Source organism: Chryseobacterium sp. 2VB, assembly GCF_005503635.1.
Lineage (GTDB): Bacteria > Bacteroidota > Bacteroidia > Flavobacteriales > Weeksellaceae > Chryseobacterium > Chryseobacterium cupriresistens.
On record NZ_SCNC01000026.1, the window covers coordinates 43,168 to 65,622 of the forward strand.

Annotated in this window: 25 protein-coding genes; 16 read left to right on the plus strand and 9 right to left on the minus strand. The window is 35.3% G+C overall.

Annotation, left to right across the window (positions count from 1 at the left end; genetic code table 11):
- Positions 1-131: 131 nt before the first annotated feature.
- The 3 genes from FFS26_RS18915 to FFS26_RS18925 all read right to left on the minus strand — a co-directional run bounded on the left by FFS26_RS18915 (position 132) and on the right by FFS26_RS18925 (position 3,946).
- Entirely contained in the window at positions 132-1,058 is a 927-nt protein-coding gene (locus FFS26_RS18915) for a malate dehydrogenase (RefSeq protein ID WP_034699354.1), read from the minus strand.
- Positions 1,059-1,174: 116 nt separating this feature from the next.
- Positions 1,175-1,726, minus strand: coding sequence for a biliverdin-producing heme oxygenase (locus FFS26_RS18920; protein WP_137905801.1), 552 nt, complete (start codon positions 1,724-1,726; stop codon positions 1,175-1,177).
- 21 nt (positions 1,727-1,747) lie between these two features.
- Positions 1,748-3,946 carry an ATP-binding protein gene (locus tag FFS26_RS18925; protein WP_137905802.1) on the minus strand — a complete coding sequence of 733 codons (2,199 nt, stop codon included), beginning with the start codon at positions 3,944-3,946 and terminating at the stop codon, positions 1,748-1,750.
- A 381-nt stretch (positions 3,947-4,327) separates the two neighbouring features.
- On the opposite strand from FFS26_RS18925, the gene FFS26_RS18930 reads away from it, so the two are divergent.
- The 6 genes from FFS26_RS18930 to FFS26_RS18955 all read left to right on the plus strand — a co-directional run bounded on the left by FFS26_RS18930 (position 4,328) and on the right by FFS26_RS18955 (position 11,511).
- Positions 4,328-5,377 (plus strand): linear amide C-N hydrolase, encoded by a 1,050-nt coding sequence (locus FFS26_RS18930; protein ID WP_137905803.1) that lies wholly within the window; start codon positions 4,328-4,330, stop codon positions 5,375-5,377.
- Positions 5,378-5,529: 152 nt separating this feature from the next.
- Entirely contained in the window at positions 5,530-6,696 is a 1,167-nt protein-coding gene (locus tag FFS26_RS18935) for a porin (RefSeq protein ID WP_137905804.1), read from the plus strand.
- 18 nt (positions 6,697-6,714) lie between these two features.
- Positions 6,715-8,145, plus strand: coding sequence for an anion permease (locus FFS26_RS18940; RefSeq protein ID WP_062674169.1), 1,431 nt, complete (start codon positions 6,715-6,717; stop codon positions 8,143-8,145).
- A 16-nt stretch (positions 8,146-8,161) separates the two neighbouring features.
- Complete coding sequence (locus FFS26_RS18945; RefSeq protein ID WP_137905805.1) at positions 8,162-8,818, plus strand: succinate dehydrogenase cytochrome b subunit; 657 nt, start codon at positions 8,162-8,164, stop codon at positions 8,816-8,818.
- Between the two features lie 11 nt (positions 8,819-8,829).
- Positions 8,830-10,746: a fumarate reductase/succinate dehydrogenase flavoprotein subunit gene (locus FFS26_RS18950; protein ID WP_110011336.1), complete on the plus strand. Its 1,917-nt coding sequence runs from the start codon at positions 8,830-8,832 to the stop codon at positions 10,744-10,746.
- 12 nt (positions 10,747-10,758) lie between these two features.
- Positions 10,759-11,511 carry a succinate dehydrogenase/fumarate reductase iron-sulfur subunit gene (locus FFS26_RS18955; RefSeq protein ID WP_137905806.1) on the plus strand — a complete coding sequence of 251 codons (753 nt, stop codon included), beginning with the start codon at positions 10,759-10,761 and terminating at the stop codon, positions 11,509-11,511.
- 91 nt (positions 11,512-11,602) lie between these two features.
- Here the strand turns inward: FFS26_RS18955 and FFS26_RS18960 are convergent, their stop codons facing one another.
- The 5 genes from FFS26_RS18960 to FFS26_RS18980 all read right to left on the minus strand — a co-directional run bounded on the left by FFS26_RS18960 (position 11,603) and on the right by FFS26_RS18980 (position 15,941).
- Positions 11,603-12,376: a cyclase family protein gene (locus FFS26_RS18960; RefSeq protein WP_137905807.1), complete on the minus strand. Its 774-nt coding sequence runs from the start codon at positions 12,374-12,376 to the stop codon at positions 11,603-11,605.
- Between the two features lie 83 nt (positions 12,377-12,459).
- A complete protein-coding gene (locus FFS26_RS18965) occupies positions 12,460-13,314 on the minus strand; it encodes a GLPGLI family protein (RefSeq protein ID WP_110011333.1) in 855 nt (284 codons plus the stop codon).
- A gap of 65 nt (positions 13,315-13,379) precedes the next feature.
- A complete protein-coding gene (locus tag FFS26_RS18970) occupies positions 13,380-13,583 on the minus strand; it encodes a bacteriocin-like protein (RefSeq protein ID WP_110011332.1) in 204 nt (67 codons plus the stop codon).
- 321 nt (positions 13,584-13,904) lie between these two features.
- Positions 13,905-14,867 (minus strand): hypothetical protein, encoded by a 963-nt coding sequence (locus FFS26_RS18975; protein ID WP_110011331.1) that lies wholly within the window; start codon positions 14,865-14,867, stop codon positions 13,905-13,907.
- A gap of 60 nt (positions 14,868-14,927) precedes the next feature.
- Positions 14,928-15,941 (minus strand): nucleoid-associated protein, encoded by a 1,014-nt coding sequence (locus FFS26_RS18980; RefSeq protein ID WP_137905808.1) that lies wholly within the window; start codon positions 15,939-15,941, stop codon positions 14,928-14,930.
- A 347-nt stretch (positions 15,942-16,288) separates the two neighbouring features.
- On the opposite strand from FFS26_RS18980, the gene FFS26_RS18985 reads away from it, so the two are divergent.
- The 6 genes from FFS26_RS18985 (at position 16,289) to FFS26_RS19005 (ending at position 18,907) form a co-directional block, all read left to right on the plus strand.
- Entirely contained in the window at positions 16,289-16,453 is a 165-nt protein-coding gene (locus tag FFS26_RS18985) for a hypothetical protein (protein WP_228406568.1), read from the plus strand.
- An 11-nt stretch (positions 16,454-16,464) separates the two neighbouring features.
- Complete coding sequence (locus FFS26_RS18990) at positions 16,465-16,821, plus strand: hypothetical protein (RefSeq protein ID WP_110011330.1); 357 nt, start codon at positions 16,465-16,467, stop codon at positions 16,819-16,821.
- Between the two features lie 82 nt (positions 16,822-16,903).
- The gene (locus FFS26_RS22905) at positions 16,904-17,035 is read left to right on the plus strand and encodes a hypothetical protein (RefSeq protein WP_262710328.1); all 132 of its coding nucleotides are present in this window, start codon (positions 16,904-16,906) and stop codon (positions 17,033-17,035) included.
- Positions 17,036-17,086: 51 nt separating this feature from the next.
- On the plus strand, positions 17,087-17,482 hold the full coding sequence (locus FFS26_RS18995) for a hypothetical protein (RefSeq protein WP_110011329.1): 396 nt from the start codon (positions 17,087-17,089) through the stop codon (positions 17,480-17,482).
- A 128-nt stretch (positions 17,483-17,610) separates the two neighbouring features.
- Complete coding sequence (locus FFS26_RS19000) at positions 17,611-18,207, plus strand: hypothetical protein (protein ID WP_137905809.1); 597 nt, start codon at positions 17,611-17,613, stop codon at positions 18,205-18,207.
- 142 nt (positions 18,208-18,349) lie between these two features.
- Positions 18,350-18,907 (plus strand): hypothetical protein, encoded by a 558-nt coding sequence (locus tag FFS26_RS19005; protein ID WP_137905810.1) that lies wholly within the window; start codon positions 18,350-18,352, stop codon positions 18,905-18,907.
- Positions 18,908-19,112: 205 nt separating this feature from the next.
- Here the strand turns inward: FFS26_RS19005 and FFS26_RS19010 are convergent, their stop codons facing one another.
- On the minus strand, positions 19,113-19,610 hold the full coding sequence (locus FFS26_RS19010) for a hypothetical protein (RefSeq protein WP_137905811.1): 498 nt from the start codon (positions 19,608-19,610) through the stop codon (positions 19,113-19,115).
- Positions 19,611-19,844: 234 nt separating this feature from the next.
- On the opposite strand from FFS26_RS19010, the gene FFS26_RS19015 reads away from it, so the two are divergent.
- The 4 genes from FFS26_RS19015 to FFS26_RS19030 all read left to right on the plus strand — a co-directional run bounded on the left by FFS26_RS19015 (position 19,845) and on the right by FFS26_RS19030 (position 22,340).
- Complete coding sequence (locus FFS26_RS19015; protein WP_047422716.1) at positions 19,845-20,060, plus strand: hypothetical protein; 216 nt, start codon at positions 19,845-19,847, stop codon at positions 20,058-20,060.
- Positions 20,061-20,125: 65 nt separating this feature from the next.
- Entirely contained in the window at positions 20,126-20,905 is a 780-nt protein-coding gene (locus FFS26_RS19020) for a GLPGLI family protein (RefSeq protein WP_105702268.1), read from the plus strand.
- Positions 20,906-20,992: 87 nt separating this feature from the next.
- A complete protein-coding gene (locus FFS26_RS19025) occupies positions 20,993-21,583 on the plus strand; it encodes an NINE protein (protein ID WP_137905812.1) in 591 nt (196 codons plus the stop codon).
- Positions 21,570-22,340, plus strand: coding sequence for a DUF2971 domain-containing protein (locus tag FFS26_RS19030; protein WP_137905813.1), 771 nt, complete (start codon positions 21,570-21,572; stop codon positions 22,338-22,340). The genes FFS26_RS19025 and FFS26_RS19030 overlap by 14 nt, the downstream gene beginning before the upstream one ends.
- Positions 22,341-22,455 lie beyond the last annotated feature (115 nt).

Genomic DNA, 22,455 nt, shown 5'->3' on the forward strand with positions numbered 1-22,455 from the left:
GTTTTCGGCGCGGCCTCCGGCCGCGCCGAAAACTTCCACCATTCAAACATTCATAAAAAAATCCGGCTATTTCAAATTTGAAACAGCCGGATTTTATCTATTTTAATTCCTGCTTAAAAGCGGGTAAATCATTAAAATTTAAGATCTCCATTCACTTCTCTTACCGCGTTAGCAGCTTCAGCAAATTTCAATTGCTCTTCAGCAGTTAAAGTTACATTTACGATTGATTCTACTCCATTCGCTCCGATAATAGCCGGAACTCCTAAGCAGATATCATTTTGCCCGTATTCTCCTTCAAGCATTAAAGAACAAGGAATCATTTTCTTCTGGTCACATGCAATGGCCTGAACCATTACAGAAACAGCAGCACCTGGAGCATACCAAGCTGAAGTTCCTAATAATTTGGTAAGCGTAGCACCACCTACTTTCGTTTCTTCGATGACATATTTTTGTTGCTCATCACTTAAGAACTCAGTTACAGGAACTCCGTTTCTTGTCGCTTTGCTCAATAATGGAAGCATACCTGTATCACTGTGAGCAGCGATTACCATTCCGTCAACATCAGAAATCGGAGCTTCTAAAGCTTCAGCCAATCTGTATTTGAATCTTGCAGAGTCTAATGCACCACCCATTCCGATGATTTTGTGCTTAGGAAGACCTGAAGTTTTGTGAACAAGGTAAGCCATAGTATCCATTGGGTTAGAAACCACGATGATGATTACTTCCGGAGAGTGTTTTACTAAGTTTTCAGTAACTTCTTTCACGATACCAGCATTGATACCGATCAATTCTTCTCTTGTCATTCCAGGCTTTCTAGGAATTCCTGAAGTGATTACTGCTACATGAGAACCTGCAGTTTTGCTGTAATCTCCTGTTGTACCCGTAATTTTTGTATCAAATCCGTTAAGAGATGCTGTCTGCATCAAATCCATTGCTTTCCCTTCAGCAAACCCCTCTTTAATGTCTACCAAAACTACTTCTGAACAGAAGTTCTTCATCGCGATGTATTCTGCACAGCTTGCTCCTACAGCGCCTGCACCTACTACAGTTACTTTCATATTGTTACTTTTTAAATTATTTTTTTGTTAGTTAAATTTTAATTTGAAACTCCCCAAATTTAATAATTCCTGAAAAATTGCGCAATTTTTCAGGAATTTAATTAGAATTAAAATAATTAGTTGACATTCAGTAAAAACGAATACAGTTTTTTTGCACCGGAAAGCACTTCATTGTAGCATTCTTCTGCCACCTCAGTATCCAGAACTTCTTTAAAATTTTTCCACATCGGACCTGTATTTTCCTGATAACATCCGAAAAAATTGAAAGTAATGTCGTCAAAACCTTCCGTTTTAGAAAGCTGTTTAGCAATAACATTTCCTCCCAACGTAGACCCTTCAATCACATACATCGCTCCAAGCGCTTCATGTTCATTATCGAAATCCAGGGGATGAGAAACTTCCTGATTTTTCAGGGAAAGGCTTTTCAGGTCTTTTTCAATAAGGGAAAGCTTCTTTCTTGCGTCAAGCTGAAGTTTTTCTGTATACTTGTCAGAAAGGCTGCTGAATATTTTATCTTCACTGTGAAGAAGCATCAGGTAATTGGTATGGATGATTTTTTTATAATCCTCTAAAGTGAAGGTTTTGTTGAAAATCTTCTCAGAATTAAAAAGTTTTTCTGCTGCATCGTGATACTCTGCTGTATTCTGTTTAAGATATTCTGATACCATAAATAACGTTTTAAAAGTTTCTCAAATGTAAGGCTTTTTGAACGTTAAAATAAATGAAGTCCCCTCATTATTACTCTCAAAATCAACATTTCCTCCAAGTCTTTGCATAATGCGGTGCACAATAGATAGTCCCACTCCGTTTCCTTTGAATTTTTTGGCATTATCCATCCTGTTAAAGATTTTAAACATTTTATGTTTTTCCTCCACAGGAATACCAATACCGTTGTCTGAGATCCTGTAAATAATGGTTTGCCCGTCTTCTATCCCTTCAATTTCTACTTTTGGAAGATCTTTATGGGAAGAATATTTCACAGCATTGTTGATGATGTTCAGAAACACCTGATGAAGCATTGTCTTATCAGCCAGTACATCCGGACACTCTTTGATGATAATCTCACTGTTGGCACTTCCGTAGGTCATCTTGGCATTTTCAGATATTTTCTCAATAGTATGCGTTGTTTTCAGACTTTCAAGCTGAATTTCGCTGTGCTTGGCACGGCTCAGCTGCAGGACGTCATGCATCATTTCAGCCATATTATCAATTTCTTCAATAATTGCATTGATCTTGGCTTTACTTTTTTCAGAATTATCAGCAAGATTTCCCAGAAGCATTTGTGCATTCAGTTTCATCACGGTGAGAGGTGTTCCCAGGTCATGAGAAATAGTGTAGGAAAAACTGTCAAGTTCCTCATTTACTTTTTTAAGCTCATCATTAAGCCTTTTAATCGCATTGTAATTTTTATGGGAAGTTTCTAAGATCAGATCCCTTACAGCCTGTACTGCACTTACATTTCTGGAATTCCATCTTTTTGAATGCCCTTTGATATTTTCTGTAAAAATGCGGAATGAAGTTCTGGGAGATATCATTTGTCTTTCCTCTCCGTTCTGAGAAAACACACTTACTTTCTTCTCCGGATTTCCTGCCCAGTTGATATGTTCATCAAACTCTTTTCTGAACCAGATCAGCATTTCATTTTTATCCCTTTCAATAAAATAGATGGCAATTCCTGCTGCATTTTCAGTCAGTTCAAGTTCTTTGCCATAATCTTTAAGGAAGTTTCGGCTCACATAAATACGTTCATTGGTATTACTAAGAGCCCATGCTGCAACTCGTCCAATATTTTCATGATCAGGAGTACTTCCGTCTGTTATTATATTTTCATCAGAAACAATGGCAAGACCATCAGCTTCCGGTAAGTTTCTGATTTCTTTTTTACATTCAATAAGAGAATCAAAGAGATTGTTATGCTTTAAAAATTCCGTTTTCAGCTGAGACATTCTCTCATTGAGTTCCAACCGGTAATTCAGTTCGTTTTTTGATTTAAAAGAAGAATAGGCATTCGCTGCCAGAGCCGTAAAAATTCCGGCCTGTACTCTATCTTCAAGATCAATATGTTTAGCTTCAACATTCTGGCAGGTTACCAGGCCCCAGAGATGATCATCAATAATAATGGAAACACTGAAGCTGGACGCCACTCCCGAATTTTTCAGATACTGTGCATGAACCGGTGACATTCCCCTGGATGCGGAGTAAGTAAGATCAATATTTTCAGGGCTTCTGCTTAAAATAGGAACCGTATCCGCATATACATTGCTGAAGATTCTTTTTCTTTTTTTCAGATAAAGATCGCGGGCCTGTTTCGGAATATCAGACTCCGGGTAATGAAGCCCCAGAAAGCTTTCCATATTTTCGTTTTTCTTTTCTGCGATTACTTTTCCGGAACCGTCCATCATGAATTTATAGACCATCATACGATCATAATTCACCACCTTTGAAAGAGTTTCCAGAAGATGGTTCCAGAGTTCCTTTTCATTATCGATGATGTAAAAGTTATCATATTTATTGGAAATTCGTTTATTGGGATTAATGATAACCTCTTCGAACTCCAGAAAAATATAAAGTTCACTTCTGAAAACAGAGAAATGATATTCTGTACCATTAATAAAAATCTTATCGAAATAAGTTTCATTCTTACGTCTGGTAAACTTATCCAGTGAAGTATAGATTTCTGAATCAATAATGCCCTGAAAACTTTCCGGAAAGTCAGTAATCTTTCTTCCGAACAGCTCCTCTGAGCGCTCAATTTTAAATAGATCCGAAATATTCCTGCTAAAAAAAGTAATGGTACGGAACTCTGCGTCAATGCCAATCAAATAGCCAAAACTTTGTATAGAACCCGGAATATGGATAGGCTCTTCATGGCATTCTATAAAACTCATATATCTTTTCAGTCTGTTAATCAAATATAACGATTTTTCTGAACAGCTTTCTATTTTGTGGTATCTAATTTTAAAACACACAATACCAACACTTTACAACACAAAACAGTGAAAATACAGAAGAAAAAAAACATTAAAACATTCTTTATTTTTTCATCCCTTTTATATCATATCATTAAAATATACAAAAAAAAATTAAACTATCCAATTATCATTCTTTAACCATGATTCATAACATAAATTACATATTATTAATCCAAATGATTACTTTATTTAAACAAATTTTGCTAAATTTATATCACTAAATAATGAATATGATTAAAATACATTGAATTATTCACAACAAATTCAATATAAAATTTAAATTCAAATAATACTATTATGAAAAAGTTCCCATTAATTTTATTTTCTCTGATCCTTTCTATAGGATTATGGAATCCTTCTGAAGCATGTACAAGAGTAGTGTACAAAGGTCCCCAGAATACCGTTATTACAGCCCGTTCCATGGACTGGCGTGACGAAATCCCTGTCAATCTCTGGGTTCTCCCAAAAGGGATAGAACGAAATGGACTGGTAGGCTCTAAATCTGTGAAATGGACCGCCAAATATGGAAGCCTTGTAAGCTCTTCATGGGATATTGCTTCAGCTGACGGCATGAACGAAAAAGGGCTGGTTGCCAACCTGCTTTGGCTGGGAGAATCTCAATATCCTAAATTTGATGGAAAAGGTAGTAAAAAAGGTATTGCCATTTCATTATGGGCCCAATATTATCTTGATAACTTTGCCACAGTAAAAGAAGCCGTAGAATTTTCACGCAAAGAGCCTTTCGTAATTGTTAGTGATTATATTCCGGGAACTGAAAGATTTACAACCGTCCATCTTTCCATTTCGGATGCTTCAGGAGACAATGCAGTATTTGAATATATTGACGGAAAGCTTGTCATTCATCATGACCCGTCTTACACGGTAATGACCAATTCTCCTATTTTTGAGGAGCAGCTTGCCCTTAACAATTACTGGAAAGGTATTCCGGGGACCGTTATGCTTCCGGGAACCAACCGGGCAGCAGACCGCTTCGTAAGAGCTTCTTACTATATCAACGCGATTCCTCAGACTGCAGATACCCGCACAGCAGTAGCCAGTGTTTTCAGCGTAATCAGAAACTGCTCTGTTCCTTACGGGATCACTTCTGCCACAGAGCCTAATATTTCTTCTACAAGATGGCGTTCTGTTTCTGATCAGAAAAACCTTGTGTATTATTTTGAAACAGTCTTTACTCCAAACACTTTTTGGGTAGATCTTAAAGAATTTGATTTAAGTCCAAAAGGTAAAGTAATGAAACTGGATCTTAGTAATTACCACACCTACAACGGAAAATCCAATGCAGAATTTAAAGAATCTGCTCCGTTCACATTCTTAGGATTAAAATAGATATTTCACCACAAACTACTTATGCTTAAGTAAATCTGGTCCCTGCAGATGAAGACCTAAGTATTCCGCACTATGAGTGAATGTATGATCATTCAAAATGCATCAGATACATGTGGTAAAATAAAATTCACAATTAAAAAAACAAAATAGATATGGCCTTTTTTTCGATTAAAAAGAAAAGCCTGATTCTGTGTATGCTGGCCTGTGGGTTATCTGCTTATGCACAAAATCAGGATTCTCTTAAGACCACCTCTGCTCTACAGGAAAAAAATGATGTTAAATATCCGCAGTTGCAGATCAAAGGTCTTTTTCAGGCACGTTACCTTGTTGGGTTGAGTAAAGATGTAGACGTAAACGGACTTCATCACACCGATGGTTCCGGAACTGACAATAATTTCATGCTCAAATACATGAGGGTTCAGGTTCGCGCGCAGATCAGTAAACGTACTGAAGTTGTAGTTTTGGCCAACCTTGCCGATTTTAAAAATGATCCCAAAAGCAGAGTTCTTGAAAATGCTTACCTGAAGTATACTTTCAATCCCAAATTAGCGATTACTGTAGGACAGTTCAGACCCTGGTTCGGTATTGAAGAGACTTACCCTATTGATATTATTAAATCTTTAGACTGGTCTAACCAGTATACGGAATTCGGAAAGCTGGGCTGGACAAGTTTCCAGATCGGAATGTCTGCTACAGGACAGCTTCAGCTGGGAGAAATTCCTTTCCAATATGCGGTTTCAGTGGTGAACGGAAACGGAAAAAACCAGGTTAATGATAATGACAACGGAAAACAGTATTCTACCCGCCTTGTTTTCGGATTATCAAAAAAATACAATTTCAATGTAGGTCTGAATGGCGGTATCGGGGAAGTTTTCAGCAAAAAAGTATATGCGCTGGGCGTAGATCTGAGCTCACTGATTCAGTTTGATCCAAAATGGAGCCTTGATATGCAGCTGGAAGCTAAGCAGGCTACCAACCATGTTCTGTACAATTCTATTGCTCCTGAAATTCGTCCTGAAAACCCAGATCAATATCTGATCCGTGGTGCCTATTTTCTTCCGAACCTAAGATATGAGATCAACCACAAAAACCTCAGCGCCTTCGAATTATCCTGCCGTTACGAATATCTTGATACCAATTTCAGAATGGCTTCCAACCCAAGACAGACGATCACCCCGATGTTCGGATTGGAATTCCTGAAAAATTATGGGGCAAGAATTCAGCTGGGAGTTCAGTTTGACCGCTATAAACATCAGATAGAAAATACATCACAATACAACAATAATCTATTCATTGTACAGGTACAAAGTAGATTTTAACGATTAAATAGTAGTATCATGAAAGAAATTAATATTAAAAACGTAGCGATCACATTTGTTGTTGCGTTGATCATATGGTTCATTCCTGCTCCGGAAGGTGTTGCAGAGAATGCCTGGCATCTGTTTGCCATCTTTGCGGCAACCATTTTAGGAATCATTCTTAAGGCAGCACCAATGGGAACAATGTGTATGATGGCCATTGGTTTTACAGCCCTTACGCAGGTAGTTGCTCCGGGAGATGCAGGAAAATCTATTACCAAAGCGCTTTCCGGTTTTGGAGATAAAGTAATCTGGCTGATCGGGATTTCATTCTTTATTGCCAGAGGATTTATCAAAACAGGACTTGGAAACCGTATCGCCTTTTTATTCATCCGAGTTTTTGGGAAAAGCTCACTGGGACTGGCTTACGGATTAGGACTTGCCGATGTTTGTCTTGCTCCTGCTATTCCTAGTAACACTGCAAGAGGAGGTGGAATTATCTACCCGATCATGAAGTCTATGGCCATAAGCTTTGATTCTGTTCCTGAAAAGCCGGAAACCCATAGAAAATTAGGATCATTCCTGACTTTGAACAGCTACTATATGAACCTCATCGCTTCTTCTATGTTCCTTACCGGGACAGCCAGTAACCCGATGTGTCAGAAGTTTGCAGCCAACCTTGGTATTGATATTACCTGGATGTCATGGGCAGCAGCAGGTTTTATTCCGGGTGCAGTAGCATTCTTTATCGTTCCTTTGGTATTGTATAAATTATATCCGCCTGAATTGAAAAAAACGGGTGATGCTCCTAAAATGGCAGCTCAGAAATTAAAAGAAATGGGGCCTATCTCAAGAAATGAATGGCTGATGCTGCTGGCATTCTTCATTCTGTTAGCCCTTTGGATATTTGGAGGAGCACTTTCTATTGATGCTACTACTACAGCCTTTATCGGATTAACATTATTACTACTAACCTCAGTATTAACCTGGGAAGATGTAAAAGGTGAAAAAGGAGCTTGGGATACGATCGTTTGGTTCGCTGTACTGGTGATGATGGCAAGCTCTTTAAATGAGTTGGGGTTCATTGGATGGTTCAGTAACCTTATCAAAGTACAGATTGGCGGATTGAGCTGGCAGGTAGCTTTCCCGGTTATTATTGTAGTATATTTCTTCAGCCATTATATTTTTGCCAGTGCTACTGCTCACGTAGCGGCCATGTATGCTGCCTTGCTGGGTGTCGGTGTTTCTTTAGGAATCCCACCAATGCTGCTGGCAATGATGCTTGGTTTCATGGGTTCAATTTACGGGGTACTTACTCATTACGGCCACGGTCCTGCACCGGTATTCTTCGGAAGCGGATATGTTGACCTGAAAGTCTGGTGGCTCAGAGGTCTTGAAATTGGAATCGTTCTATTGATCATTTATATGGTTGTAGGAGGATTGTGGATGAAAGTCTTAGGATATTATTAACCAATACATCAAAAATATGTTATCAACACTGTCAAGAAAAATGCTGATGTGCCTTACAGGACTCTTTCTGGGATTCTTCCTGTTGATTCATTTCCTTGGAAATCTTCAGCTTTTTCTTCCACAAGAACAAGCGCACCTGCAGTTTAATGCTTATTCGCATTTTTTATCAGGAAATATCATTATCAAAATAGTCTCTTACGTTTTATATGCCAGTATTATTCTGCACGCAGTAGACGGACTGATGATTACTTTAAAAAATAAAAAATCAGGAGGCGGTTATCAAACGGACAGACGTGGAAGAGCTAGCAAGTGGGCTTCCAGAAATATGGGAATCCTGGGAACATTAATTCTGATTTTCCTGGTGATCCATTTCCAGAACTTCTGGTATATCTACAAATTCGGAAATCCTTCTTTGGATGAGAACGGAAATAAAGACCTCTACATTCTGGTAGTGAATGTCTTTAAAGAATGGTGGTACGTTATCATTTATGTTGTATCAATGATCGCTTTGTGTTATCACCTGATTCATGGAATACACAGTGCTGTAAGAACCCTGGGATTATATCATCCTAAGTTTGTACATTGGTTCAAAACGATAGGAATTGCTTATTCAATTATTATCTGTGCAGGCTTTGCATTGATGCCAATTTATGTATTCTTTACTTATCATTAAACAGAACGGTCATGATTTTAGATTCAAAAATACCACAAGGCCCATTGGAACATAAATGGGAAAATTATAAAAAGAAAGCAAGACTCGTTAATCCTGCCAATCGTAAAAAACTGGATGTCATTGTTGTTGGAACAGGTCTGGCGGGTAGCTCAATTGCTGCTTCTCTGGGAGAAATGGGATATAATGTCAAATCATTCTGTTTCCAGGACAGCCCGAGGAGGGCACACTCTGTGGCAGCACAGGGAGGCGTGAATGCTGCCAAAAATTATAAAAACGATGGCGACAGTGTCTACAGAATGTTTGTAGACACACTGAAAGGAGGAGACTTCAGAGCCCGTGAAGCCAATGTCTACAGAATGGCAGAATGTTCTCTGAACCTCATCGACCAAGCTGTTGCACAAGGTGTACCTTTCGGGCGGGAATATGGCGGATATCTGAACAACCGATCCTTCGGAGGAGTTCAGGTAAGCCGTACTTTCTATGCGAGAGGGCAAACGGGGCAGCAGCTTCTTCTGGGAGCTTATCAGGCTTTAATGCGACAGGTTGGAAAAGGTTCCGTTCAATTATTTTCAAGACATGAAATGCTGGATCTGGTGACTGTTGACGGCAAAGCCAGAGGAATTATCGTAAGGAATTTAGACACGGGAGATATTGAAAGACATGCAGCACACGCTGTAATATTGGCAACCGGAGGTTACGGAAAAATTTATTATCTGTCTACCCTTGCCATGGGATGTAATGGCTCTGCCATCTGGAGAGCCCATAAAAAAGGAGCTTTAATGGCTTCCCCAAGCTGGATTCAGGTACACCCTACTTCCCTTCCTCAATCCGGAGATTATCAGTCTAAACTGACCTTAATGTCTGAATCATTACGTAATGACGGCCGAATCTGGGTTCCATTAAAAGAAGGGGAAACAAGACAACCCAATGACATTCCGGAAAATGAAAGGGATTATTATCTTGAAAGAAGATATCCGGCTTTCGGAAACCTTGCTCCAAGAGATATTTCTTCCCGTGCAGCCAAGGAAAGAATTGATGCAGGTTTCGGAATCGGACCTTTGAAAAATGCAGTATATCTTGATTTTTCCAAAGCAATACAGGAACAGGGAAAAGATAAGATTAAAGAAAAATATGGAAACTTATTCGATATGTATCTTAAAATAACAGGATATGATGCGTACAAAGAACCTATGATGATCTCCCCTTCTGCGCACTTCTCAATGGGCGGCCTTTGGGTAGATTATGAACTGATGACTACTGTTCCGGGATTGTTTGCTTTAGGTGAAGCTAATTTTGCCGATCACGGAGCCAACAGATTAGGTGCCAACTCACTTCTGCAGGCCTCAGTTGACGGATATTTCATTGCGCCTTACACCATTGCCAATTATCTTGCGGATGAAATTCACACCGGAAAAATTTCACCGGATACTCCTGAATTTGAACAGGCTGAAAAGGCCGTTAAAGATCAAATTAATGGCTTCATCAATATCAAAGGAACCAAAACCGTTGATTATTTCCACAAAACATTAGGAAAACTCCTGTATGATTATTGCGGACTGGCCAGAAATGAAGAAGGACTGAAATACGCCATTCAGAAAATCCGAAAACTGAAACAGGAATTCTACAAAGACGTAAGAGTTTCCGGACAGGGAGATAAAATGAATACCGAACTGGAAAAAGCAGGCCGTGTAGCCGATTATTTCGAAATCGGAGAACTGATGTGCTACGATGCATTAACCCGTAACGAATCCTGTGGTGCTCACTTCAGAGAAGAATTCCAGACTCCGGACGGAGAAGCCATGAGAAATGATGCAGAATACCAATTTATTTCTACCTGGGCCTGGAAAGGTGAAAATGGTGAACCTGAACTAATTAAGGAACCTTTAATCTTTGAAGAAATTCAGCCAACTGTAAGAAGTTACAAATAAAAACAGAAAATTATGGATTTACATCTTAAGATATGGAGACAGAAAGACAGAAAAAGTGAAGGAAAACTGGTTCCTTACGACCTTAAAGGGTTGAATCCACACATGTCTTTCTTAGAAATGCTGGACACTTTAAATGAAAAACTGATTATTGAGGGTGATGAACCCGTTGAGTTTGACCACGACTGCCGTGAAGGAATCTGCGGACAATGCGGGATGATGATTAATGGTATTGCCCATGGTCCTTTGAAAAATACAACCACCTGCCAGCTTCACTTAAGGTCCTTTAAAGATGGGGAAACGATTCTGATAGAGCCATTCCGTGCTGAAGCATTTCCGGTGAAGAAAGATTTAAAAGTAGACCGTTCTGCTTTTGACAGAATTATATCTTCGGGAGGTTTTGTATCTGTGAATACAGGGCAGGCTCCTGATGCCACAGCAATTCCCGTGACTCACCAGACGGCTGAGGAAGCTTTTGATTCTGCTGCGTGTATCGGATGTGGAGCTTGTGTTGCCACTTGTAAAAATGGAAGTGCAGCTTTATTTACCTCTGCAAAAATCACTCACATGGCACTCCTTCCTCAGGGAAAAGAAGAGCGAAGCAAAAGAGTACTGGATATGGTAACCCAAATGGATACGGAATTATTCGGGCACTGCTCCAATACAGAAGCCTGTGAAGTAGAATGTCCTCAGGGAATTTCTGTCCTGAATATTGCCAGAATGAATTTTGAATATAACAGGGCCTTGTTTTTCAGAAAGAAGAATTAACCCGAGAAAATAAGGATGCTACATTTAAAAGGGCGAATTTGAATCTTCAAATTCGCCCTTTTTATTTTTTGTCAGAGATGATTTTTTCTTTTTATGCATCCATCATCGCCACCACTCTCGCCGGAGCTGCAGAGCCGCCAACAATTTTTAACGGAAATACACAGATTTTAAATCCGGATGGAGGTAATGCACTGAGATTTGTAAGCTGTTCGATGTGTAAATATTCTTTTTCGATTCCTACACGATGACCTTCCCAGAAGAATTCAGGATCATTGAGTACTTTCGCTTTCTGAGCCATATATTTCAGAGGAAGATCCCAGCCCCACTGATCAATTCCCAGTACTTTTACACCCTGGTCAATCAGCCATTCTGTAGCTTCTTTGCTCATTCCCGTTCCTTTTTCCACAAAATCCGGAGTGCCCATCATTTTGTCACGATCCGTTCTGATCAGAACAATATTTCCTTCCTGAATGGTAATTCCGTTTTTATCGAGATCTTTTTTCAAATCCTCAACAGTGATAGCAACAAAATCTTCTTTATGCGAACAATCAATCACAATTCCATCTCCGTAGCACCATTCCAGTGGAATCTGGTCTATCGTTTTAGCAGGCTTTCCTTCCACTACAGGGCCATAATGCCAGGGAGCATCAATATGTGTTGTAGCATGAAGCCCCATATTTTTGATCGTGTCATCAGCCCAGCCTGTCCAGTTTTTAGGAAAAAGTCTTGATGGAAGTTTTAATGCCAGACGAATGAGCCAATGTGATTTTCTATGTGCTTTATGTTTAATTTTCACCCGCATAAACCACGGATCTCCTGCATTGTATTGGATAGGCTTTGTCAGATCGACAATTTTTGTTTTCATATGATTTAGCTAAGAAGACAAAGATAATGAATAAGGTAAAAAAACGAATAGATATTAGCAAACGAAAAAAAGATTAGCTGTTACTAATCTTTTTCTAATTCTAATGGGTTTTCGTATTTTTTATTTTCTTCCCGTTCTTTTTGTCTTTGCCTTATTATTTCTTGACCTTGTATAATGGTTGTTCCATAACTTGCGAGTACAGCAGCGGCATTGGCTTCATTATTTCTAACTGCTTGTTTTAATTTTTGTTGTGTGGTTTCTATAGCATCTGTATATCTGCTCTTTTTAATGGTAATTAATTTACCATTTAATTTAGATGCAGGTATAGATTTTACCAATTCAAAATCAAAATCTCCTTTATCATCTGTTATTTTAACAATCAGTCCTGGTAATCCGCTAAATTTATATGGACCGTAAGGCAACGGAATTTCGGGAGCATACCATGCTATCCAGTTCCGACCTTTAAAAGTAACTTCTGCTTTTTTACAAATAATTGTATTGATTACTTTGGTCTCATCCACAAGCCTCCAGTTCTTTATTATTGGTTCTTTATAGGTAAGTAAAGACATTCCAGCTGATCTAAAATATTGTATATTTTCGTTGGATTGAATTATGGCAAAAGATAAACCTGTTTTTGGAATCACTACCCCTTTTTTCCAGCCAAGAGTTATACTGCCATCAGCATTCTTTGTACTTGTTCCTGAAGTGGCCATTACCGAATCACCTTTTAGCGATATAACACTTGCAAAAAATGCACGGTTATCTCCTATCTGTAATGAGAATTGTTCTTCATGCCGATAATCAGTCCGTGTATCGAATTTTGCTTTTAATTGATAGGTAAATTCCCCACGCAGAGTATCCTGTTTGTATGATTGTGTATAAAATAAAACACTATAAAATAAAATGAATATTTGTATTAGTTTTTTATGGTAATGCATAAGAGATTTTTTTTTATAAATTGCACTTATAGTATTAACTATTACTATAAGTGCATTTACATTAATTAGGCTAGATTATTACTAGGTCCATAGTGAGAAGCTGGCTTACAATAATTTGTTTCAAGAGCATCAATCCAAGCATTTGCTTGCTCAGCGGTCCAATCTTGAGTAGTTGTAGCTTTTACTCCACAAGAAGTTTCAGCATACCAAACTTGACCTGCCTTTACAGTTTTAAGGTCTTCACGAGTCAATTTTTTAATTTTTTTCATAAAATATGTTTTTTAAATTAAGTCTCAAATATATACAACTAACTCACATCTGAAGGATATTTTTCATTATGTTAAATAATTGTTTATCTGATAAAAACATATTTTTTACTTAAAAATTTCTGTATAAAATTGAATTGATTTTTATCCTGTTACTTAAACAAAATGCATTCATTAAAAAAATTCATCTGAATATTTTTTTATATGTTAAATGGTCAATGTCAAACAGAGACTTTACATCTAAAGTCTGAAAACATGTAATTATTCTGATGTATTATTATCAGATTTAGCGTTTTTGCTTTTTGCTGTTTTGTCTTTTACTCTCTACAACCCTCTGGGAATCATAATCTTCTTCGGATCATTTTCATCATACATGATCTCAATAGTTCCTTGTTGAGGAATGGAAGAAAGCTTTAAAAGACTCACAATTTTCTTATAAACAGCAATATGTTCAGTCCCTCTGAAATCCTTGAAACTTACCTGAAACATGATTTGTGGCTGATCGTTCACTGTAAGGCCTGTCTGGCTTACACTGATAATATTGGCTTCAGCATTTCTTCCTGAAAAAAGAATACGTTCTTCTTTTGTATTTTTTAAAAACTTCCCGAAAATAAGCTGAAAAACCAGGACATAAATAATGGTCATCACCCCGCTGAAAATAATCGGGTGCATGAATGTCAGAAACCTCCAGCCGAAATCAAAAGATTCTCGCCAATAGAAATAAGAGTATATGCCAATAACATAAGCCATCAATAATACAAGAAATACGATTCTTAAAATCATTCCTGATGTATTGAATCCCACTTTCTGGTCACTTAAAATAAAATAAGGTTCCTGTGATACCTTAGGATTCAGCAGTACTTTGATTTTGTTTCCTACATCAAATCTTTTCTCCTGCGGTCTGGAATCATGAAACATCATTTCATGTTCTATCAGCGTATTGCTGAGATTGGGAAATGAAAGCCCGACCTGAATGAGATTCATGTTTTTTTTAGGAATGTATTTCAGAAGCTTATAATCAATAATTTTGGCTTCTCTTGGAATTCCATTCTGTACAATGGACCGGATCGTATTTTTCTCTTTAAAAGTTGTTATGAAAAGCTTATTGATAAAGAAAATAATCACATATCCCCATATTAACAAAGAAAAACCGAGATACCCATAGCTCACCGCTAATGAATTTCTCGGTTCTGTTGCCAGCTCCTCCGTCATCATGTAAATGAAAATTGGAAAAGGAACACAGAAAAAGAAGAGAAAAGCTCCCCAGAAAATGATCATCAATTTCATAACTGTTATTTTGTAATCAGGAATAAAGTTATGATATTATTATGAATGGGAGATTTCTTTTTATACCTCTTTTTCGAAATAAAGTCTGTAATATTTTCCCTTATCATCCTCACCCATCTCGATTTTTTGTCGGTCTCCGTGGATGTAGATATGGAAGTTTTTATCTAATTTAATGATACTTTTAAAGTGTCTCTGCGTCTTTTTTACAGCTGCTTCACTGATCGGGAACTCTTCAGCAATATTTACCTGCATGTCCTGTTCGTAGTCTGTTTTAAAGTTTACAAAACTTTCAATCACATGCTCATCTCCCAAGACTTCACTGGCAAATTCATCCAGCTTGAATTCTTCTTTTTCTTTGAAGAAATTGATAGACTTGTTCAGGAAATCTGCCTGGTCTGCTTTGGAAACTTCAAATTCCTGAGGAAGCTGTTTGGTAATATAATCTTTATACACCATCAAAGCTTCCTGCGTGTGGAAATATTCATCATCACGCTGTTTTACTTTCAGAAAATCTTCGAACCAGTAATACATATCTCCGTTTTTATTGTTGTCAACCACGGAAAGTACATACCCTGTTTCTTTATTGTTGTTGTAGATCAAAGCAGCCTTATCAATTTTAGACAAACCGATTCCCTGATCTTTTTCAATATCAAATGTTTCTTCAGCAGGATTGATTTTCAGGAAAGATTCTCTCTTCTCCGTTTTAAAAATTCCGATTTTATCCACCCTGTCCGGACGGTCGCTTTCATCTTCAAAAAGTACGATAAAAAGCTCTCCACTCTGAACTCTTGGATTTTCTGCCGCTTCGAAAAGATGTTTGGCAATATTCTCAGATTCCCAGATAAACTTGGATTTATCATCAAAAATTTCAGATACGGCACTGTAAACCGGATTATTCACCAGATAAGTGTCACTGTAAAAATGGAAGGTTTCTTCCGATTTAAAAGAACCTAAAAAGTAGTCTTCAAGCATTTCTGCCATTCCTTCTTCCAGCTTCAATTCCTCCTGGGAAAGTGTCAGCGAATCTCCGTTGATCTTATTTCCGACTCTGTGTACTATTATTTTTGAAAACATTTTCTGAATATTTGGACTGCAAAGATATTCATTCTTATTCTTTCTGCGAAACTTAAAAATTGTCATTTTATATCACTCTCTTTTAACCACCCCGTCAAAAATTCTTTGAATTTTCGCCACCCCTCCAAAGGATGGGAATTATCAGTCCTCAGATTAGTAAGAAGGTGTGATAGCAGCAATTTTTGTCTTTTTATTTTTTCCAAATTGATAAAAACCTTATCATTTTGACAAGCTTTTCTGTTTAAAAAACTTAATCATAAAATCACAACACATTATATATCAACACTTTAATCATATTCCATTTTCATCGGAATATCATTGGCATCATCATTTGAAAACATAGAAAAATGGACTTAAAGACTTTAAACAGAATCGACAAGCTCAGAAGGTTAAAAAGCAAAGGACCTGCAACTCCAAAATGGCTTAAGCCCTATCATATGCTCTTTTTTGCTTTTTTAACCATTTTCATTTTTGGAGCTTTCATCAAAATACTCGAACACTATCACCATTAAAATATAATACGATGAACTATTTACAAGCCGTAAAGGAAATCACCGATGTGGTTCCCGATTTTGAAAAAGAAGTACAGGAAATTAAAATTCAAAACTCATACAGCATTATCCGCACCTTCACGGAACGTATTAAAAACATGATCCGACAGAATGACAGAAATCTGCTGTTCAGGAGTTTACAAAAGATGGACAAAATTTACACTGACGGAGATACAGTTTTAAAGAATGCAATTGAGACAACCTTTATCTATTCTCTGGACAATTGTACTGCTTTCTGCAGTGAGGAATACAGAAAAGTGATTTTTAGTCATATTTCTGCCAACCTTCAGAAAGTATATTCAAGACAAATTTACACTCATGGCATATAAACGTTTTGTTACATTTTTTATCCGTTTCATTACAAAGTGTTTAAATTAAACAAAATTAAAAATAACTCACAATCAATAGATTATGAAAAACAAAATCAGAAGAATTTCAGACTGGAAAACCTGGAAAACAACGACTAACAGACACAATGCAGAGATATTATTCACTCACATTGCTGTGATCGTTGGAGTATTTATTTTTGCAGCCTGCCTTTAAATTTTGGTATACATTTCGCTGCACTAAAAAGTGTTTGAAAAATTCTTAATTATGATGAAAGTACAAATGCAAACTATTAATCAAAAAATAGCTGTTGAATACTTAAAATTTTTCTATCCGCCACTTCGCAATGAAATCACCCAGCTGTCTGTACAGGACAATTTCGCCGGGATCATGCAGGCTACCGTAAATTATCTGAAGCACCTGCTGCAGGAATCGAAGATCAATATCATTGCCCATCACATCAAGCTGATGGACTGGATCTACAGAAACGGGAATTCTTATGTAAGAACCATGATTGAAAACCTGTTTGTAAGATCTTTCGAAAGCTTCAAGAAACACGCAAAGATCCAACATTGGAAACTTCTTTACCAATATATGCCTGTCAGCTTCCAGATCATTTATAATGAACAACAGAAGCAGGATCAGATATATTTTGGGAAATAAATTAAGTCAAAAGGCGAAAAGGTAAATACATGTTTACCTTTTCACCTTTTATTTTTACCTTTGCCCAATTATAACTTCCACTCTATTTCGTTTCCCTAATAGATGTGAAACTTCTTTATAAATATACCATGAAATACTCTTTTTATACCCTGATAATGACATTGTCATTGATCTCGTGTGAAAACAACGATAATATAATTGATGATCCGAGACCTGTTGATAAAAATGTTTACTCGTTTCACTTTAAAAGTTATACTGTAAAAAATACGGTTTTGTACAAAGGATCAAACGGAGAAAAATCTACTCCGGATGAATCTTATCTTACCGATTACTGGAGCTTATACCAGGAACCTGCCTGGAAAAAAATAAACCTGGATCTTAAAAGCAAGACGATCAGGTTATCCTCAGAAACCTCAACTACAGATTTTACCTACAGCTTCACCATCGTAAATGACTCTGTGCTGATCAAAGAGAACAACAATAATAAACCATCTTACATTGGTGATTTCAATAAAAACACCTCATCCTTTACTTTAAAACGAACGTACCGATACGTTAAAAAAGTACCCCGTGATGATCATGACGCACTATTGATTACCAAAAGTGCTCATTTTGGAACAACTCAATACGAAAATATTTTCGGTAATATATTCTCCAAACCTTCTGAAATGATCAAAACAGGAGATCAGGTTTTATGGACCAATATTGAATATTCTTATAAATAATTGTAGCTACATTTTTATTTTTTAATTATTAACTCAGAAACCAACTTCCCGTCCTGCAAGATCCGGAAGGTTTTCGTTGAGAAATATACTGTAATAATATATCTTCAGTTATTTTATTAACTTTAGATATTATTTATAAATAATGAAGAATAAATATTTTTATGGATTTTTAATCACTTTTATTTACACAGGATATAATGCCCAGGTTTCTGATACAGTAAAAAAACTGGCACAGCCTTTAAGTACTCTTTCTTATGCTGAGTCCTCCCATATTGGTTATGGAGGTGAAGAAAGTAAGATTTATAATCAATTTAAAAAAATTGCTAAAACAGCAAGTAATGATGAGCTCTATTACTATGCGATGAATGGCAGCAATGCGTTAAGGGTTTATTCCGCCAAGGAGCTATTTAAAAGAAATGATAAAAGATTCTTATTTATCTATACTTTCTATTATAACAATCCTTTAATGATGAAATATACTTTGGGATGTGTCGGAGAAAATAAAAATATTTCAGAATTTTTAAAAGATGAAGTATACTCTGCCCAGGATTATATTTCGTTGCGGGATCATTTATTGAAAAATAAAGATAAGCAAGATGAAATATCAAAATTACAATTAGACCAAATCAAGGAGCTGGGTTATGGGAAACTTACGGAAGAAAATATCAATGCAGTTAAAAAGTATAATCGGCAAAACTAACCGTAAATAATCGCAGAACTAAATGTAAAGGAAAAAAACACGTATTATGCATCAATACTTAATATTTACTGTTTTTTAAACGTGCTTTAATTAAGCTTTAAAACAAATTTAAAAGCCCCAATATTTATAAAATGATCTTTTATTGTTTTCAAAATTAATATGTCTATAGTTTATACTTTCAGTCCGTATTAAATTTAATTAGTTCTTATTTTTGATTATGTCGCCAATGAATAAATTTTTGTGTTGATTGTGGATCGCTTTTAAACCAAAGATCCATATCTTTTAAAAGTTCGGCATTTTCTTTAGACATGATCACATTATTTTTTAAAAGCTGTTCTTTATATTCTTTTTGGGTAAGGGCTTTGGTTTCAGAAGCTTTGGAATAGACAAAAAATAAAACTCCGAAACTAATAATTAACATTGCAAAAGAAGATAACCAAATATAAAGGCTTAGTTTCGGCACTTTTAAACGCGAATTAAGACGTTCTATGTTTTCTTCTGTTCTTTCCTTGTAAAAAGAATTTAGATCGCTTAAATCAGGCTCTATTTGCATGGTTTTGAGTTCTACAATTTTATATTCAAGTTGTGTTATAACTTGTTCAATCTCATTGGCTATTCTTTCTTCTTTAAGAACATTTGAATTGATTTTTTCTGCATTAGAGGACATAATTTCCATTATTTCCTGATTAGTATATTCCGCCATTTAAATTTATTTATATTCCAAATTTATAATTTATTCTCTTACATAGTTGCAGTAAAAATTATATTTTACACTTGTTACGGAAAACCGTATTTTTTTTAATGCATTTTTTTTTATCTATGCAAAAGCAAGTATCAGAGCTATTTAACATAAAAAAATAATTCTCACTTGATTTGATTTATTTTATATTTTTGAGATACATTTTTAAATTAATAACTAATCATTAAAAAAACGATTATGAAAAAAACAGTTTTATTAGGCGCTTTATTAATCGCTGGTGTAGTAAGTGCATTTCCTTTTAGAACCTCATGCGGAAAAGTACTTCAAGTTAGTCAAACTATCGCTGACCACATGTCACAAAATCAATTAGCTGGCTATCTTACAGACTTAAACGGTGAAACATGCCCTCAACATGCAGGCTCAACTGTAGTAACAGTGATTTATAGTCACTAATAATTAAAAAAATTACTAATAAGACCGTCATAAGTGTGGCGGTCTTTTTTTAATAATGAGCAAAAATGAAAAAGATTATACTATTACTAAATTTGTTAATCGTAACCTTATTTTATTGTCAGAAAAAATTTGATGTAGTTTTTGAAGCCGATTATAAATTAAACTACAAACTTAATAAAGCTAGTAATTATAAAAAAACTACAACATTCGCCCTTTTGATAAATCAGGATGCTTCTTTTTTTAAAAACATGAATAAGTATATAGCAGATTCTTTAGAAGTGGAAAAAGTAGACGTACCTTTAAATGAATCAATGAAGTATGTTACGGATTTTCGAGAAACAATTGGTACTACATCTGCAAAATTATATATTACAACAGAGATAAATTATATTGATTATTCATATGAAGAACCTAATAATATAAACTGGAAAGTAAAAAATGAATTTAAAACTATATTAGGTTTTAAATGTCAAAAAGCTGAAACAACGAAATATGGACGAACCTGGACGGCTTGGTTTACAACTGATATACCATTTCAATATGGACCATATAAATTTAATGGTCTTCCGGGCTTAATTACTGAATTATATGACAGTAAAGACGATTATCATTACACCATATATTCCTTTAGAAAAAGAAAATATACTTGTAAATCGGCTAATATTGCTACTAATGCAAAGAAAACAACAAAAGAAAAAATTTGGGAGCTTCTAAAAAATAAGATTGCTGGCAGAATGCAGGTTCATGAAGAGTTTATAGAGAATAAAGATGATTTAGAAATGATCAGGCGGAATGCAATAGAAGCCGAAAAAAATTTAAATCCAATCGAATTAAGTATATACTAAAAACATCTTTAAAAGATGTTTTTTTTTATTTAAAGAGTATTGTTAAATTTTATTTTAAATACTAATTTTAAAGCTAATTCTAAAACATTGAAAAATAAACTATCAACAGCCTTACTGGCTCTATTTTTTGGTTGCATTGGTGCGCATAGATTTTATTTAAATCAAGATAGAAAGGGATATAAATATTTATACCTGTCAATATCAATTATCGGATTATATTTAATAAGATATTTTTTTGATATCGATACCAAATTTACATTAATTCTGAACTATAGTTTACTTGCTATATTGTTTAGCATTATAGTATTCGACTTTTTTTATTTTCTTATAATCACTGATGATAAATTCGATGATAAGTATAATGGATATAATGGAAATACCTATTTTAAAGAAATTCAAAATGAAATTGATACATATTACCGATACATTAAAAATATTGATTTGATTGCAATTAAAAATGGTGATTTTAAAGAAGGTTCTTACAATGGTTTAATAAAAGAACTGATGGATATCTACGATAAGATGATCAATGTACCTCCTGCACAAATTTATCTTTACCGAAATGATTTTCACAAATTACAAGATGAAATTAATAAGATCAATATTTCTTTAGGTGATCCTAAAATCAACTACTTTAATTTTTTTAATACTTATTTACCGAACGATGATTCTTTTTAAATATAAATCAATCGAGTTTGCTCCTGAAGATAAAACCTATTCAACATCATTTTTAAGAGATTGTAGATGTTTATTAAATAATCAGCTATGGTTTTCATCTTTGAAATATTTGAATGATCCTTTTGAAGGTGTATTTCAAATAGACAATTACGCAAGTTCAGCAATAAAATTGTTTAAGAAAAATATTAACATCAAAAAGGTAGAGAAACTTAAAATTGATGTTATAAAAATGATGCAGGATACATGTGGTATTTTATCACTAACCACCGACAACCAAAATTTGTTAATGTGGTCTCATTACACAAATAATCAAAAAGGTTATTGCCTTGAATTTGATTTAGAACCTGGAAACTTTATAGGCTACAACAATAAAAAAATAAACTCCAAAAACGTAGACTTTAAAAAAGTTAGTTATTCAAATACTTATCCTAAAACTTCTATTTTAAATAGTGATCATAAAATGATTTTTGGATTTAAAAGTAAGTGTTGGAATTACGAAAAAGAATACCGTTTTATAAGTAATAATTCCGGACTGTACACTCATAATGATGGATGTCTAAAAACAATATATTTAGGATCTGAATGTGATTTTATAGATGAAATTTTACTTTGCTCTATAGCTTTTGTTAAGGGAGCAAAGGTTTATAAGGCAAAACTTTTTTCAGATAAGTTTGAACTCTACTTTCTTCCTTATGATCTTGAATCTTTAAATAGAAAAATCAATTGTCAAAAATTCGTTGAAAGTCTTTTTAATTAAACTGTAAAGTATCAATAGATCCGCTACAAAAATGACTTAAATTTATGGTGTAAAGTTGAAAATCTTTATCCATGAATAAACAACAACAGCAAATAAAAGCTCGTAAAGATTGGCT